Source organism: Pseudomonas sp. GW821-FHT02A11 (assembly GCF_059421985.1).
Genome location: NZ_JBWKWB010000008.1, coordinates 78,108 through 91,919, shown reverse-complemented (window position 1 = coordinate 91,919; position 13,812 = coordinate 78,108). Strand labels below are relative to the sequence as shown.

Here is a 13,812-nt window from a genome sequence, read left to right as displayed (position 1 = left end):
GTCGAGGTCAGATGAAGACCTCAACCGGCACACCGAATCGCTCCGCCAACTGACGAACTTGGCGCAGATTGAGCTGACGCTTGCCCGAGAGGATTTCGGAGATGACCGACTGAGTACCCACCTCGGGAAGGTCACTCTGACTCAAGCCGTGCTCGCGCATCAGATAGCGCAGGGTCTCAGCGCCTGACACAACGGGCATCGGGCGATGCTCGTGGTCGTAGGCCTCAATCACATCGCCGATCAGGATGGCCAGACGACTGAGCGGGTGCCCCTCATCCTCACCAATGATTTCGAGCAACTCATCCAGCCCGTTGACCAGCAGGTCGTATTCTTCTTCTGATTCCGGCTTGTTTAGCAAGGGCGCCACGTGGTGCCAGTGCTCTGTTGCCCGTTCGATAAGCACACTCATTGACTTACCCCTTCCATTTGCCTTTATCGTATTCGCGATGGTCCAGCACATATTTGATGTAGAGCCGTTGCGCAGAATAATTTACCGAGGCGATGAGCCTTATCTTGTTGCCTCCGATATCGAACACATGAAAGGGCCCCACTTTGTCAGTGGCAGGAAATATCGCCTTCATGGCAGCAAAATCCGAAGGCCTGCAGGCCTTTATCAATCGGTACCATGCGTCCAGTGCTGTAGCTGAATGTAGCCATCTCTGTTTAGCCTCCCAAATCCGCTTTTCCGTAATGACACGCATCTGATCATCCATATCGCATTTTGCGATACGGAATTTAGCGTATCGGATGAAATATCGCAAATTGAGATATGGAATCAGGCTCCTGACTTAGCGCCACTCGCCGTCTCAGTCTTAACCGCCGCATTCGCAGCCGCAGGGTCGGCGTTGTCGGGGCGATTACCTGCGTTGTGCTGACGGCCTTGGCCGCAGCCGCTTCTTTCCTCGCCCATCGCTCATTCCACGACACCGGCGTCGGCGAGGTTCTGGGGCTGAACTTGGTTCTGGGGCCAGAGCCATTCGGTTCGCCCTTGCCTTTGCGGGTGTCCACGATGCCGGCGAGGACGTCGTAGAGGGTGAATTGGCGATCACTGCGTGGCCGACTCACGAGGCCCGGGAAACTCGGCAGCGTCTTGTCGTCCTTGATGCGCGACTCAAGGATCGCTTGGGCGTCCTTCGGATAGTCCACAGCCTTTTCGATAGCAGGCAGCGATTTGAAGTAGCTCAGCGCCTCGTTGTAGAACTTCGACGCCTTACCTGTACGAATCTGCTCCAGCTCCCCTTGCGCGATGGCCACCTTGCGCCAGGCATCGTCCATTTTCTGCACGCCCTGCCAGGCGGCGCGTCGCTCATTGAGGGTGAAGGCGCCGCTGTCGTCATAGGCAATCAGGTTCAACTGTTCGCGAGACAGTTTCTCGAATGGGCTGATGGCGTTTTTATCCCCTGCAAGCGTACGCGTGACGTACGCAGATGCCGCCCGCGCACGATCCAGCAACTCAGGGTCGTGGGTGTTCGGCACTTCCATGGCGCGGGTGCCGCTGTTGGCCTTGGGCGTTTCCTGGGTAAATTCCTTGATCCGGTTACGTCCGTACTGGCCCAGCTCCTCAAAGGTCATCCCGGCATCACGCTTGGCCGCACGTGCGTCGCTTTCGTTCAACTGACTGGCCAGCGTGGAAAAACTCGCCTTGTCTTCGGCCTGCTTCTGCATTTTATCCACAGCGGGCTGATCACCTTTTGCTACTGTTGTGGGGGCCGTTTTGTTCGATATGACGGCGGCAACGGCGGCCTGAATCTGACTGATCATGGGCGACTCCCTGACAATGAATGGGCAGGGAGCGACGGGTTTGAAATGAACGAAAAAAGCTCCCTAGGCGGGAAGCTATGCGGGGTTTTGGCCTGCGGCTAGCTGGGCGAATGGGGGGTCTTAGGGATAAATACGAGGAAAAAAAGCGCCGATTTGCGATGAACAGGGGTGATTCAAAGGGGCGCTGCAGGAATGGACGATGTCTTCAAAACCGAGTGAATCGGCGGTTCTATAGCAAATGAGAATGCAAAATGTGAAAAGCAGCATGTTCCGCAGATCAGCTGACTAGTCTTTCAAATCGATGACACTCAGCACCTTGGAGATAATCTCGTTGACGGTCACCTTGTCCAGGCTTTCGATAAACCTTGCAGAGCCCGCTCGGACTCGTTGCTCAAGGTCAAAGCTGCGGACTTGATTGCACACCGCCAAGCCATTGGTCTCGTGGCCGGCAATGACCACACACAGCCCGGATTGGCGAGCAAACTCACCGCCGCTGGTCACGGGAACGGCCATGCATAGACCTAACGTGTTGATCTGCTGTGAGGTAATGACAACGAAGCGATGCCGGCCCTTCATCTCACGTCCCGCTACCGGATTAGGGTCTATCCAATACACGTCCCCTTGGCGGGGAGCCTTGCGACGAACCATCAGATGATTTCCCGCCCAACCGGATCACCTTCACGAGCCCAGGCCGTCTCACTGTTCAGCTCAGCAACATGCTCGGCGCCCTTCAATAGCTCCGCTGCCGAATAACGTTTACGCATAAGCTGAGGCACAGGCTTAGCGACCAGCTCTCCTGCCTCCACACTAAGTTCGACCTCAGAACCGATTTCCAGATCCAGCAGTTTCAGAAATGCGGGTGGTATCGTCATTACTGCCGCACCGCCCTGACGGCGGATCGTGGAGTTCATCGTCATCTTTTTTCTCTTGTCGGCCATGATGAATGTCTCGTCTACCAAGTGCTACAAAAGTAGCACCCAACATGCCTGATTACGAACTGCGACGAGACGGCATCTAGCGTGTCCGGCCTCAAGCACTCCAGCAATCCGAAGATACAGCCAACCCTGTGGGAAAAAGCTGAATTAACTCCCCAACAACCATCCCAACCCCATCGCCACGTGCTCTTCAGTGCTATCCACCAGCGGCAGCGGGCTTTGCACGCCTTCGAGCAGCAGACCAATCTCGGTGCAGCCCAGGATCGCGGCCTGGGCGCCTTGTTCGCGGAGCTGCTCCAGCACGCCTAGATAGAAGTTGCGGGCGGGTGGGTGGAACTGGCCCAGGCACAGTTCGGCGAAGATCACGCGGTCGATTTCGCTCATGTCAGCGGCTGTGGGCAACAGCACTTCGATGCCGAAACGTTCGGCCATGCGGCGTTTGTAGAAGTCTTCCTGCATGGTGAAGCGAGTGCCGAGCAAGGCTGCGCGGGTGACGCCCTTGGCTTGTAATGCCTGGCCGACGGCGTCGCCAATGTGCAGCAGCGGGATGTCGACGGCGGATTCAATCGCAGCAGCGACTTTGTGCATGGTGTTGGTTGCGAGCAGAATTGCGCCGGCGCCGGCACGCTCGAGGCCTTGGGAGGCTTGGGCCAACTGTTCGCCTGCCTGGTCCCACTGACCGGACTTTTGCAGAGCGGCGATGCCTGCGAAATCCACTGAGTGCAGCAGCAACGGCGCCGAGTGCAACTCGCCCAGTTGATTGCGCACGCCTTCGTTGAGCCATTTGTAGTACGTGGCTGTAGATTCCCAGCTCATTCCGCCCAATACACCGAGGGTCTTCATGTTGTTCTCCGGCTGACAGTCGTCTGCGCAGGCTAGGCGCAATGCCGCCACCGGGCCAGTGACAGAAACGCGCCAAGGGGGCGGTACAGTCGCAAGGCCACGCTTGATAAAGCCGCGCTCAGGCACCACCTATCGCTCATCAACCTTTATCTGGGTCGCTGCCATGTCCGAACCTCTTCACATTCCCTGCCCGCACTGCAACGGGTTGAACCGTATCCCCGCCGAGCGTCTGGCTGATCAGCCCAAATGCGGACGCTGCAAGGAGCCGGTGCTGCTGAGCAAGCCGTTCAACCTCACCCAAGGCGATTACGCCAGCCAGATCAAAGGCGATCTGCCGCTGTTGGTGGACGTCTGGGCCGACTGGTGCGGGCCGTGCAAATCCTTCGCGCCGACTTTCGAGCAGGCTGCGGCACAGCTGAGCGGTCGGGTGCGCCTGGCCAAGCTGGACAGCGAGGCCAATCAACAGCTGTCGGCGCAACTGGGTATTCGCTCGATTCCGAGTCTGATCCTGTTCAAGAACGGCCGGGAAGTGGCGCGCCAGAGCGGTGCGATGCAGTTGCCACAACTGACTGCCTGGCTGGCCAGTCAGGGGATCTGACAGGTAATTCATCATGCTGCGCGGGGCTTGCCTGCTTTGGCGGTAGGACGCGTCTGAAAGCGCTTTTCGGCCCTGCGAACATCAAATTCGCCATGTAAGGTTAGCCGCACTCGTGTTCAATCCAGAGGCGGCCAACGATGACAGCAGTGATCAGGGAAGGCGACGCAACCACCACCGGCGGCAGGGTTTTGCAGGCATCCGGAACGCTCGTTTGGGAGGACCGTCGCCTCGCGCGCATGGGCGATCCTGTATGGTGCCCGGCGTGCAAGAGCGTCGGCTTCATCGCTCAGGGCAATCCGACGTTCATTGACCAGGTCATGGCCGTCGCCACCGAGGGGCAAGCCGTACGCTGCAAATGCCCCGACGGTGTTCATCAGTTGATCGCCAGTCAGGATCAACTGAAGGCCGACATGCAGGCTGCTATCGGCATCCCCAAGGATCTCGCCAAAAAGGCACGCAAGCAGGCGAAAAAGCTGGCGGTTGCTTTAAATGAAGGTGCGCCTGAATGACCGCGCCCTTCAACCCCCGCCGGCACCGCTCACTGCACGGTGTTGCGTTCCAGCAAATGATGCAGCTCGACGAACTGCTGGCTCAGCTTGTGGCGTGGGTCCAGGTGGATCAGCGGCATGTTGGCCTGATGAGACTCACGCATCTTCACCGAACTGTTGAGGTAGATCGGCAGCACCGGCAGCCCCTCGGCAATCAACTCATCGAGAATCTGCTGCGGCAGGCTGGCGCGAGACTGAAACTGGTTGACGATGATCCCTTCCACCTCCAGCGCTTCGTTGTGATCTTCCTTCAGCTCCTCAATTTCCTTGAGCAGACCATACAGGGCCTGACGGGAAAAACTGTCGCAGTCGAAGGGAATCAACACCCGATCAGCGGCGATCAACGCAGACACCGCATAAAAATTCAGCGCTGGCGGCGTGTCGAGGTAAATCCGGTCGTAATCCTCGTCCAGCTCTTCCAGCAACTTACGCAGCTTGTTGATCTTGTGCTTGGCCTCAAGCTTGGGCTGCAGGTCGGCCAGTTCTGGCGTCGCCGTGACGACGTGCAGGTTGTCGAACGGGGTTTCATAGATATCGACCTGGTTCTTCTTGGAGAACGGGCCGGAGGACAGGGTCTGCTTGAAGAAGTCGGCGATCCCCATGGGGATGTCATCGCCGGTCAGGCCTGTGAGGTACTGCGTCGAGTTGGCCTGAGCGTCGAGGTCGATCAAGAGCGTCCGGTAGCCCTCATGGGCACTGACGGCCGCCAGATTGCACGCGATGCTCGATTTGCCAACGCCGCCTTTCTGATTGAACACCACACGCCGCATTTGATAACTCCCTGTTGCTGTCTTGCCGTGGAAGGGTCGTCGAACGACCTGATGAATGGTCCCGAGTCTAGGCAAAGCGCATGACAAGGGCGAGCGCTTACGAATTAAAGAGACAACAGAAACGGATAAATCCCACGCAACCAAGTGAAATAGCGGACTTACAAATTGCTACAAATCGTACTCATCGGGATAATGCCCGCCACTCGGTGATAGCGCCGCGCCATGGTTGGTGTCACTTCGGATACTCGAAGCCAGGAAGTAAGCCCGCATATGGGCGGGAAGATAACTCGTGATCATGTTCAACATCGCACAGTGGCGCGCGTGGGCCCCTGGCTTGGCAACGACTGAAGACTGGCAACAATGGAGCCGTAATCCGACCGTCCCGGACGATCAGGATGACGCCCCGGATGTCTCGTTTCTGCCTGCCATGCAGCGCCGACGCCTCAGCCGCCTGGCGCGTATGGCTTTCAGCGTAGGCTGGCCGCTGGCGCAAGGACATGATCGACTGCCGCTGGTGTTCGTCTCACGTCACGGCGAAACGCCTCGCACCTTCGACATTCTCAGCGATCTGGCCGCCGATCAGCCGTTGTCGCCGACGCAGTTCAGTCTGTCGGTGCATAACGCAGTGATCGGCCTATGGTCGATTCTGCGCGGCGAAACCAGCGAAATGACGGCGTTGGCAGCCGCAGGCGACGGCCTTGAGCATGGCGTGCTTGAAGCCGCAGCGCTGCTCGCCGATGGCGCATCCGCTGTGCTGCTGGTGGTGGCCGAAGAAAACCCGCCGCGCGCCTACGCCCCCTGGATCGACGATGTGCCTTTTCCCTACGCACTGGGGCTTTTGCTGACCCCAGGCGACGAATGGCAGCTGGCGTTGAGCACGGGCGAGTCTAAGGAGGTCGCGGATTTCGGTAGCGACTGGCCACACGCGCTTAACCTTTTGCGTGCTCTGTCGACACAACAGAGCGCGCTGCAACATCCCTGGAAGAATCGGCTATGGAACTGGCAACACAACCGCTGAGCAAAAGTCGCGACGCCTATCATTGGCGCCTGCTGACCACTGCCCTGAGCTTCGCCCTGTTCGGGCTGGGCGGGTTGTGCCTGCGCTTGTTCATCTTTCCACTACTGGCCCTGCTGCCGGGGGATGCCTGCAGCCATCAGTGTCGCGCCCGGCGCACCATCAGCTGTTTATTCTGGGCGTTCATTCGCCTCATGGCCCGGGCTGGTGTGCTCACTTATGAAGTCGAGGGCGCCGAACGTCTTGGCCGCCCGGGGCAGATGATTATTGCCAACCACCCCTCGCTGATCGACGTGGTGTTTTTGATTGGCCTGGTGCGTGACGGCAACTGCGTGGTCAAGCAGAGCCTGTGGCGAAACCCCTTCACCCGGGGGCCGGTTCGCGCGACCGGCTATGTGAGTAATGACGGCAGCGCCGACATGCTGGAAAACGCCGCTCATCTGCTGCAGTCCGGCCAGACCCTGATCATTTTTCCCGAAGGCACGCGCACCCAACCGGGCAAGGCACCTGCCTTTCACCGGGGCGCTGCGGCCATTGCGCTACGCGGTGCGAACGTGATCACGCCGGTGACGATCCACGTCTCGCCGACCACCCTGACCAAGGCCGAGCCCTGGTACCGCATTCCCCAGCGCCGCCCGCACTTTCACCTGCGGGTCGGCCACGATATCGACCCTGCGGCGTTCGCCGCGCTTGGCCCGGCCCCTGTGGCGTCGCGCAAGCTCAATGACCATCTGCATCACCACTTCATCAAGGAGCTCGCCACAGATGAGCGATCTGCACCTGGAAATTAAACAACTGATCATCGACGCCCTGGGCCTCGAAGACATCAGCACCCACGACATCGGCAACGATCAGACGCTGTTCGGCGAAGGCTTGGGCCTGGACTCGGTCGACGCCCTGGAACTGGGCCTGGCCATTCAGAAACGCTACGGCATCAAGATCGACGCTGACGCCAAAGACACACGCACCCACTTCACCAGCGTCGACAGCCTCGCGGCCTTCGTCAACGCCCGCCTGGTGGCCTGAGGACAGAACATGCAATCCCGTGAAGAGATCTTCGAAACCCTGCGCACTGCATTGGTCGAGCTGTTCGAACTCGAACCCGAGCGCGTCACACTCGAAGCCAACCTGTATCAGGACCTGGAAATCGACAGCATCGACGCGGTCGACCTGATCGACCACATCAAGCGCAAGACCGGCAAGAAAATCGCCGCTGAAGAATTCAAGTCCGTACGCACCGTCGGCGATGTCGTCGAAGCGGTCTACCGTCTGGTCAACGCCGCCGCATGAGTCGCCTGATCGGCCTGATTCTGGTGCTGGCGGGGGTGCTGTATCCGTTCGCTGTGTATTTCGGCATGGAGCATTTTTCGCCCTGGCAATTCGCGCTCCTGCTCGGCGCGCTGTGGGCCGCCCGCGCGCTCACGGGCGAACGCCGCCCTGGCAGCCTGGGCATGGCGCTGGTCGCCATGGCCTTTTGCCTGTTGCTGGGGGTGTTCGACAGCCCGCAACTGCTGCGCTGGTACCCGGTGCTGATCAGCGGTTTCATGCTGATCCTGTTTGGCCTGAGCTTGATGCGCGGCATGCCGATGGTTGAACGCCTGGCGCGCCTGACCGACCCCGAACTTCCGGAGGTCGCGATCCGCTACACCCGTCAGGTCACGCAGATCTGGTGCCTGTTCTTCCTGTTCAACGGCATCGTCGCCGCCGTGCTGACCCTCTGGGCGCCGCTGAGCTGGTGGATGCTGTACACCGGCCTCATCGCCTACGGCCTGATGGGCATCCTGTTCGCTGGCGAATGGATCGTGCGTCAGCGCGTGCGAGGGCGTGCATGAGCTGGATCAACCTTGAACACTTGTTGCTCAGCCCGGACTCAAGCCGCCCGATCACCCAAGCGCCAGCGCTGAATCACGGGCAATGGCATGAGCAAGTGCTGTCTGTCGCAGCGGCTCTGCAACAGCGCGGCGTAAAGAGCGTGGCGATTCATCTGGAAGACGCTGCTGAACTCGCTGTCGCCCTGTTCGCCGCCTGGCGTGCCGGGGTCGATGTGTTGCTGCCGTCCGATCTGCAAGCGCAAACCCGCGAGCGCTGGGCGCCTCAAGTCGATCTATGGCTGACCGACGCCAGAGGCGACGTTCAACTGAATACGCTGAATACGGCGCCGCTTTGCCCTGCACCTCTGGATCTGGACACCTGCGCCCTGAGCCTGTGCACCTCCGGCTCCAGCGGCGAGCCCAAGCTGATCGAGAAAAAACTGCGTCAGCTTGCCAACGAAGTCAGCGCGCTGGAACGCCTTTGGGGTGCTGATCTGGGCAGTGCGTGCATCATCGGCAGCGTCGCTGCGCAGCATATTTATGGCCTGTTGTTCCGGGTGCTGTGGCCGCTGTGTGCCGGGCGCAGTTTCGTGCGCAAGCAGCTGCCCTTCCCCGAGGACCTGCAGCGCGCCAGCCGCGAGCACGAGACGTTCGCCTGGGTCGCCAGCCCTGCCCTGCTCAAGCGCATGGGCGACAACCTCGACTGGCAGAGCCTGAGCGCTGTACGCCGAGTGTTTTCCTCGGGCGGCGCGTTGCCAGCAGAAGCCGCGCAAAGCCTGCATGAACGCCTCGATCAGTGGCCCACCGAAATTCTTGGCAGCTCGGAAACCGGTGGCATCGCCTGGCGTCAGGGCGACCCGCTGTGGCGCGCGTTCGACGACGTGAAGCTGAGTCAGAACGAAGACGGCGCGCTGCGCATCGAATCGGCGTACCTGCCGGTCGGCCATGTCGAGCAGACTGCCGACGCTGCACGCTTCACCGACGATGGCCGCTTCGAACTGCTGGGTCGCCTGGACCGCATCGTCAAGCTGGAAGAAAAACGCATCTCCCTGCCCCTGCTGGAACAGGCGCTGGCGGCCCATGAGTGGGTCAGCGAGGCGCGTCTGGGCGTGGTGCGGGAGAACCGGGCGTCGCTGGGCGCGTTGATCGTGCTCAGCGCAAGTGGCGTGCATGCCCTGCGCAATCAGGGTCGTCGCGCGCTGACCAACGCCTTGCGCCAGCACCTGGTGCCTCACTGCGAAGCGCTGGCCCTGCCTCGTCGCTGGCGTTTGCTGAGCCAGTTGCCGATGAACACCCAGGGCAAGCTGCCACAGGCGCAAGTCGAAGCCTTGTTGGTGGCGCCACGGATTCAGGAGCCGGAAATCATCGGTCAGCAACAGAACGGCGAAGAACTGCTGCTGGAACTGGTGGTGCCGCTGGATCTGGCGCACTTCACCGGGCATTTCCCCGGCACGCCGATTCTGCCCGGCGTGGTGCAGGTCGACTGGGCTATCGCCTTAGGCCAGCGCCTGATGGACTTGCCGCCGCGTTTTGCCGGAATGGAAGTGCTGAAATTCCAGCAACTGGTGCGCCCCGGCGACCGCATCACCCTGACCCTGCGCTTCGATCAGGCACGCAGCAAATTGCATTTCGCCTATCGCAACGGCGACGCGGCCTGCTCCAGTGGACGGATTTTGTGGAGTGAAGCCGATGCGTGAGCAGAGCACAAACCCTATGCCCGACACCGATTATGTGTCTGGCGATAACCCTGTGGGAGCGAATTCATTCGCGATGCGGCGGTACATCCGGCAGATGTGGGTCGACTGTACCGGCCTCTCGCGAATGAATTCGCTCCCACAGGATTTGTGGTCGGCAGTGACGTATCGCAGCGCTCGAAAAGGACGTCCCCATGCATAACCCCTGCGCCGTCATCCCGGTCTACAACCACGAACGAGCCGTGCCTGCTGTCGTGCAAGAGCTGCTGGACGCCGGTCTGCCGTGCGTGCTGGTGGACGACGCCAGCAGCACGGCCTGTGCGGCGGTGCTGAGGTCGCTGGCCGAGCAGGACAAGGTGTTTCTGGTCCAGCTGCCGGTCAATCAGGGCAAGGGCGGCGCCGTCATGGCGGGCCTGCGTGAAGCCGCAAAAATAGGCTTCAGCCATGCATTGCAGGTTGACGCCGATGGTCAGCACGATCTGAACGACATTCAAGCGTTCCTCGAAAACTCTCGCGAACACCCGCATTCGCTGATCTGTGGCTACCCGCAATACGACGCGAGCGTGCCGAAAGGCCGCCTGTATGCGCGCTACCTTACCCACGTGTGGGTGTGGATCAACAGCCTGTCGCTGCAGATCCCCGACTCGATGTGCGGATTCCGCGTGTACCCCCTCAAGCCCGTGCTGCACCTGATCGACACCGTAAACCTGGGCAAACGCATGGACTTCGATCCCGAGATTCTCGTGCGTCTGTCGTGGCGCAACCAGCCGATGCGCTGGCTGCCGACCAAAGTACATTACCCTCAGGATGGCCTGTCGCATTTCCGCCTGTTTCACGACAACGCACTGATCTCGAAGATGCACACCAAGCTGTTCTTCGGCATGCTCGCGCGCTTCCCGCTGATCCTCTGGCGGCGGTGGCTGCCGTGAGCGACGCCGAGCAAAAACAGCACTGGGCCGAGCATGATGAGCGCGGCAGCTTCCTGCTGATGAAGCTCACGGCCTGGGGCGTGAAGGTCCTCGGGCGTCGCGTGTTGAGCCCGATCCTGCACGGCATCGTGCTGTACTTTTTTCTGTTCGGTCGCAGCGCCCGCCGCAGCGCCTGGCAATACCAGCAACGCCTCGCCGACTGGAGCCAGCGCCCTGAACTGCGCCCGACCACCTGGCGTGTGTTCCGGCAATTCATGGCCTTCGCCGATGCGCTGCTCGACAAGCTCGACGTGTGGAACGGCAAGCTGGGGCTGGACCAGATAGAAATCGTCGACGACGCCCACCTGCGTGATCAACTGCGCGGCGAGCGCGGGCAAATGCTGGTCGGCGCGCACCTGGGCAACCTCGAAGTCTGCCGGGCGCTGGCCGAGCTGGGCGAAAAGGTCACCATGAACGTGCTGGTACACACCAAGCATGCCGAGCGTTTCAACCGCCTGTTGGGCGAGGCTGGGGCGACCAACCTGCGGCTGATCCAGGTCAGCGAACTGGACCCGGCGATCATGCTGCAATTGAGCCAGCGTCTGGATCAGGGCGAGTGGCTGGCGATTGCCGGCGACCGCGTTCCACTGCATGGCGGGCGCAATGCCAGGGTCGACTTTCTCGGCCACTCGGCAGCGTTTCCTCAAGGCCCGTGGTTGCTGGCGGGGCTGTTGAAATGCCCGATCAATCTGATTTTCTGCCTCAAGGGCGCCAGCGGTTATCGCGTGGTGCTTGAGCCGTTTGCCGATGCCATCGAATGGCGGCGCAGCGATCGCCAACAGGTGATCGCGCAATGGACCCAACGTTACGCCGACCGTCTGGCGCACTACTGCCTGCAAGCGCCGCAGCAGTGGTTCAACTTCTACCCGTTCTGGAAATCCGATGACGAACCAAGCACCTGAGCCGATCATCTTCGGCGAGCGTCCCCTGAGCATTGAGGAAGTCCTGGCCCTGTCCAATCGCCAGCGGCCGACGGCCCTGCAGGGCGACACGGACTACCGCCAGCGCATCGCCAAGGGCGCGCAGTTCCTCGACTCGCTGCTGGACAAGGAAGGCGTCATCTATGGCGTGACCACCGGTTACGGCGACTCCTGCGTAGTGGCCGTGCCGCTGCAGCACGTCGAGGCGCTGCCCCGTCATCTGTACACCTTCCACGGCTGCGGGCTGGGCAAATTGCTAGACGCTCAGGCCACTCGCGCCGTGCTGGCGGCGCGCCTGCGATCCCTGTGCCATGGCGTTTCGGGCGTGCGGGTTGAGTTGCTGGAGCGTCTGCAGGCGTTTCTCGAACACGACATCCTGCCGCTGATCCCGGAAGAAGGCTCGGTGGGCGCCAGTGGCGACCTGACGCCGCTGTCCTACGTCGCGGCAACGTTGTCGGGCGAGCGCGAAGTGATGTTCAAGGGCGAGCGTCGTCAGTCGGCCGATGTGCATCGCCAGTTGGGCTGGGACCCCTTGGTGTTGCGCCCGAAAGAGGCACTGGCTTTGATGAACGGCACTGCGGTGATGACCGGCCTTGCCTGCCTGGCCTACGCTCGCGCCGACTACCTGCTCAAGCTCGCGACCCGCATCACCGCGCTGAACGTGGTGGCGTTGCAGGGTAACCCTGAGCATTTCGACGAGCGCCTGTTCGCCGCCAAGCCTCATCCAGGTCAGATGCAGGTCGCAGCCTGGCTGCGCCACGATCTGGCCATCGATGCGCCGACCGCGCCGCTGCATCGCCTGCAGGATCGCTACTCCCTGCGGTGCGCGCCCCACGTCCTGGGCGTGCTGGCAGACAGCCTGAACTGGCTGCGCAGTTTCATCGAAGTCGAGCTGAACAGCGCCAACGACAACCCGATCATCGACGCCGAAGCCGAGCGCGTGCTGCACGGCGGGCACTTCTATGGCGGCCACATCGCCTTCGCCATGGACAGCCTGAAAAACCTCGTCGCCAACGTCGCCGACCTGCTGGATCGGCAATTGGCGCTGCTGGTGGATGAACGCTACAACCACGGCCTGCCGAGCAACCTGTCGGGCTCGCCTGCCGATCGCGCGATGATCAACCACGGCTTCAAGGCCGTGCAGATCGGCACCAGCGCCTGGACGGCAGAAGCCCTGAAAAACACCCTGCCTGCCAGCGTGTTCTCGCGCTCCACCGAGTGCCACAACCAGGACAAGGTAAGCATGGGTACCATCGCCGCACGGGATGCGATTCGTGTGCTGGAGCTGACCGAGCAGGTCGCCGCCGCCACGCTCATCGCCGCCAATCAGGGCGTCTGGCTGCGCAGTCGCGATGCCGAGGCACGCCCACTGCCGCCGGTGCTGGCCGCGATGCACCAACAACTGCGCGAAGACTTCCCGCCGGTCATCGAGGACCGCGCGCTGGAAGGCGAACTGCGCCTGTGCCTGCGACGCATCGCCGAACAACACTGGAGGCTGCATGCGTAGCAAAGGCGTCATACACGAAGACACCGAAGTGCTGGTGCCGTTTTTCGACGTCGACACCATGCACGTCGTCTGGCACGGGCACTACGTGAAGTACCTGGAAGTGGCCCGTTGCGCGCTGCTCGACAAGCTCGGCCACAACTACACGCACATGCTCGAATCGGGCTACGCGTGGCCGGTGATCGACCTGCAACTGCGCTACGTGCGCGGGGCGGTGTTTGGCCAGCGAATCAACGTACGTGCCAGTCTCGTGGAATGGGAAAACCGCCTGAAGATCGACTACCTGATCACCGACATCGCCACAGGCGAGCGCCTGACCCGCGCCAGCACCGTGCAAGTGGCCGTCAGGATCGAAGACCGGGAAATGCAACTGGCCTCGCCCAAGATGTTCGTAGACGCGGTCGAGAGGGCACTTGCATGCTAATCCCCGCAAAAGTAGTTACTG

Annotated in this window: 19 protein-coding genes; 12 read left to right on the top strand and 7 right to left on the bottom strand. The window is 61.1% G+C overall.

Going from position 1 to position 13,812, the window contains the following annotated elements; translation table 11 throughout:
- Positions 1–7: 7 nt before the first annotated feature.
- The 6 genes from AC07V9_RS14200 to AC07V9_RS14175 all read right to left on the bottom strand — a co-directional run bounded on the left by AC07V9_RS14200 (position 8) and on the right by AC07V9_RS14175 (position 3,539).
- The gene (locus AC07V9_RS14200) at positions 8–409 is read right to left on the bottom strand and encodes a helix-turn-helix domain-containing protein (RefSeq protein ID WP_495016336.1); all 402 of its coding nucleotides are present in this window, start codon (positions 407–409) and stop codon (positions 8–10) included.
- Between the two features lie 4 nt (positions 410–413).
- Positions 414–701 carry a type II toxin-antitoxin system HigB family toxin gene (locus tag AC07V9_RS14195; protein WP_495016335.1) on the bottom strand — a complete coding sequence of 96 codons (288 nt, stop codon included), beginning with the start codon at positions 699–701 and terminating at the stop codon, positions 414–416.
- A gap of 34 nt (positions 702–735) precedes the next feature.
- Entirely contained in the window at positions 736–1,761 is a 1,026-nt protein-coding gene (locus AC07V9_RS14190) for a hypothetical protein (RefSeq protein WP_495016334.1), read from the bottom strand.
- A 285-nt stretch (positions 1,762–2,046) separates the two neighbouring features.
- Positions 2,047–2,409, bottom strand: a complete 363-nt coding sequence (gene mazF, locus AC07V9_RS14185; RefSeq protein ID WP_495016333.1) for a type II toxin-antitoxin system toxin MazF — start codon at positions 2,407–2,409, stop codon at positions 2,047–2,049.
- Positions 2,409–2,699: a type II toxin-antitoxin system antitoxin MazE gene (gene mazE, locus AC07V9_RS14180; RefSeq protein ID WP_495016332.1), complete on the bottom strand. Its 291-nt coding sequence runs from the start codon at positions 2,697–2,699 to the stop codon at positions 2,409–2,411. Before mazE ends, mazF begins: the two co-directional genes overlap by 1 nt.
- A 144-nt stretch (positions 2,700–2,843) precedes the next feature.
- A complete protein-coding gene (locus tag AC07V9_RS14175) occupies positions 2,844–3,539 on the bottom strand; it encodes an aspartate/glutamate racemase family protein (RefSeq protein WP_495016331.1) in 696 nt (231 codons plus the stop codon).
- A gap of 163 nt (positions 3,540–3,702) precedes the next feature.
- Here AC07V9_RS14175 and trxC point away from each other — a divergent pair, with 163 nt between their 5' ends.
- Together trxC and AC07V9_RS14165 are read left to right on the top strand one after the other, a co-directional pair.
- A complete protein-coding gene (gene trxC, locus AC07V9_RS14170; RefSeq protein WP_495016330.1) occupies positions 3,703–4,137 on the top strand; it encodes a thioredoxin TrxC in 435 nt (144 codons plus the stop codon).
- A 137-nt stretch (positions 4,138–4,274) separates the two neighbouring features.
- Positions 4,275–4,646, top strand: a complete 372-nt coding sequence (locus tag AC07V9_RS14165; protein WP_495016329.1) for a PAAR domain-containing protein — start codon at positions 4,275–4,277, stop codon at positions 4,644–4,646.
- Positions 4,647–4,675: 29 nt separating this feature from the next.
- On the opposite strand, the gene AC07V9_RS14160 is transcribed toward AC07V9_RS14165, so the two are convergent.
- The gene (locus AC07V9_RS14160; RefSeq protein ID WP_495016328.1) at positions 4,676–5,455 is read right to left on the bottom strand and encodes a ParA family protein; all 780 of its coding nucleotides are present in this window, start codon (positions 5,453–5,455) and stop codon (positions 4,676–4,678) included.
- A gap of 289 nt (positions 5,456–5,744) precedes the next feature.
- Here AC07V9_RS14160 and AC07V9_RS14155 point away from each other — a divergent pair, with 289 nt between their 5' ends.
- The 10 genes from AC07V9_RS14155 to AC07V9_RS14110 all read left to right on the top strand — a co-directional run bounded on the left by AC07V9_RS14155 (position 5,745) and on the right by AC07V9_RS14110 (position 13,791).
- Positions 5,745–6,473 carry a beta-ketoacyl synthase chain length factor gene (locus AC07V9_RS14155; RefSeq protein WP_495016327.1) on the top strand — a complete coding sequence of 243 codons (729 nt, stop codon included), beginning with the start codon at positions 5,745–5,747 and terminating at the stop codon, positions 6,471–6,473.
- Positions 6,449–7,261 (top strand): lysophospholipid acyltransferase family protein, encoded by an 813-nt coding sequence (locus tag AC07V9_RS14150; RefSeq protein WP_495016326.1) that lies wholly within the window; start codon positions 6,449–6,451, stop codon positions 7,259–7,261. The genes AC07V9_RS14155 and AC07V9_RS14150 overlap by 25 nt, the downstream gene beginning before the upstream one ends.
- Positions 7,236–7,496 carry a phosphopantetheine-binding protein gene (locus AC07V9_RS14145; protein WP_404636363.1) on the top strand — a complete coding sequence of 87 codons (261 nt, stop codon included), beginning with the start codon at positions 7,236–7,238 and terminating at the stop codon, positions 7,494–7,496. The genes AC07V9_RS14150 and AC07V9_RS14145 overlap by 26 nt, the downstream gene beginning before the upstream one ends.
- A 9-nt stretch (positions 7,497–7,505) precedes the next feature.
- Complete coding sequence (locus AC07V9_RS14140) at positions 7,506–7,760, top strand: acyl carrier protein (RefSeq protein ID WP_495016325.1); 255 nt, start codon at positions 7,506–7,508, stop codon at positions 7,758–7,760.
- Positions 7,757–8,302, top strand: coding sequence for a COG4648 family protein (locus AC07V9_RS14135; protein WP_495016324.1), 546 nt, complete (start codon positions 7,757–7,759; stop codon positions 8,300–8,302). The genes AC07V9_RS14140 and AC07V9_RS14135 overlap by 4 nt, the downstream gene beginning before the upstream one ends.
- Positions 8,299–9,978 carry an ApeI family dehydratase gene (locus AC07V9_RS14130; protein WP_495016323.1) on the top strand — a complete coding sequence of 560 codons (1,680 nt, stop codon included), beginning with the start codon at positions 8,299–8,301 and terminating at the stop codon, positions 9,976–9,978. The genes AC07V9_RS14135 and AC07V9_RS14130 overlap by 4 nt, the downstream gene beginning before the upstream one ends.
- 191 nt (positions 9,979–10,169) lie before the next feature.
- Complete coding sequence (locus AC07V9_RS14125) at positions 10,170–10,904, top strand: glycosyltransferase family 2 protein (protein WP_495016322.1); 735 nt, start codon at positions 10,170–10,172, stop codon at positions 10,902–10,904.
- A 59-nt stretch (positions 10,905–10,963) separates the two neighbouring features.
- A complete protein-coding gene (locus AC07V9_RS14120) occupies positions 10,964–11,845 on the top strand; it encodes a lysophospholipid acyltransferase family protein (protein WP_495016444.1) in 882 nt (293 codons plus the stop codon).
- A complete protein-coding gene (locus AC07V9_RS14115; protein ID WP_495016321.1) occupies positions 11,826–13,370 on the top strand; it encodes an HAL/PAL/TAL family ammonia-lyase in 1,545 nt (514 codons plus the stop codon). Before AC07V9_RS14120 ends, AC07V9_RS14115 begins: the two co-directional genes overlap by 20 nt.
- Complete coding sequence (locus tag AC07V9_RS14110; protein ID WP_495016320.1) at positions 13,363–13,791, top strand: acyl-CoA thioesterase; 429 nt, start codon at positions 13,363–13,365, stop codon at positions 13,789–13,791. The genes AC07V9_RS14115 and AC07V9_RS14110 overlap by 8 nt, the downstream gene beginning before the upstream one ends.
- Positions 13,792–13,812 lie beyond the last annotated feature (21 nt).

Coding starts and splice junctions, on each gene's coding strand:
- AC07V9_RS14200 (WP_495016336.1), bottom strand. CDS start 409: ATGAGTGTGCTTATCGAACGGGCAACAGAGCACTGGCACCACGTGGCG.
- AC07V9_RS14195 (WP_495016335.1), bottom strand. CDS start 701: ATGCGTGTCATTACGGAAAAGCGGATTTGGGAGGCTAAACAGAGATGG.
- AC07V9_RS14190 (WP_495016334.1), bottom strand. CDS start 1,761: ATGATCAGTCAGATTCAGGCCGCCGTTGCCGCCGTCATATCGAACAAA.
- mazF (WP_495016333.1), bottom strand. CDS start 2,409: ATGGTTCGTCGCAAGGCTCCCCGCCAAGGGGACGTGTATTGGATAGAC.
- mazE (WP_495016332.1), bottom strand. CDS start 2,699: ATGGCCGACAAGAGAAAAAAGATGACGATGAACTCCACGATCCGCCGT.
- AC07V9_RS14175 (WP_495016331.1), bottom strand. CDS start 3,539: ATGAAGACCCTCGGTGTATTGGGCGGAATGAGCTGGGAATCTACAGCC.
- trxC (WP_495016330.1), top strand. CDS start 3,703: ATGTCCGAACCTCTTCACATTCCCTGCCCGCACTGCAACGGGTTGAAC.
- AC07V9_RS14165 (WP_495016329.1), top strand. CDS start 4,275: ATGACAGCAGTGATCAGGGAAGGCGACGCAACCACCACCGGCGGCAGG.
- AC07V9_RS14160 (WP_495016328.1), bottom strand. CDS start 5,455: ATGCGGCGTGTGGTGTTCAATCAGAAAGGCGGCGTTGGCAAATCGAGC.
- AC07V9_RS14150 (WP_495016326.1), top strand. CDS start 6,449: ATGGAACTGGCAACACAACCGCTGAGCAAAAGTCGCGACGCCTATCAT.
- AC07V9_RS14145 (WP_404636363.1), top strand. CDS start 7,236: ATGAGCGATCTGCACCTGGAAATTAAACAACTGATCATCGACGCCCTG.
- AC07V9_RS14140 (WP_495016325.1), top strand. CDS start 7,506: ATGCAATCCCGTGAAGAGATCTTCGAAACCCTGCGCACTGCATTGGTC.
- AC07V9_RS14135 (WP_495016324.1), top strand. CDS start 7,757: ATGAGTCGCCTGATCGGCCTGATTCTGGTGCTGGCGGGGGTGCTGTAT.
- AC07V9_RS14130 (WP_495016323.1), top strand. CDS start 8,299: ATGAGCTGGATCAACCTTGAACACTTGTTGCTCAGCCCGGACTCAAGC.
- AC07V9_RS14125 (WP_495016322.1), top strand. CDS start 10,170: ATGCATAACCCCTGCGCCGTCATCCCGGTCTACAACCACGAACGAGCC.
- AC07V9_RS14120 (WP_495016444.1), top strand. CDS start 10,964: ATGAAGCTCACGGCCTGGGGCGTGAAGGTCCTCGGGCGTCGCGTGTTG.
- AC07V9_RS14115 (WP_495016321.1), top strand. CDS start 11,826: ATGACGAACCAAGCACCTGAGCCGATCATCTTCGGCGAGCGTCCCCTG.
- AC07V9_RS14110 (WP_495016320.1), top strand. CDS start 13,363: ATGCGTAGCAAAGGCGTCATACACGAAGACACCGAAGTGCTGGTGCCG.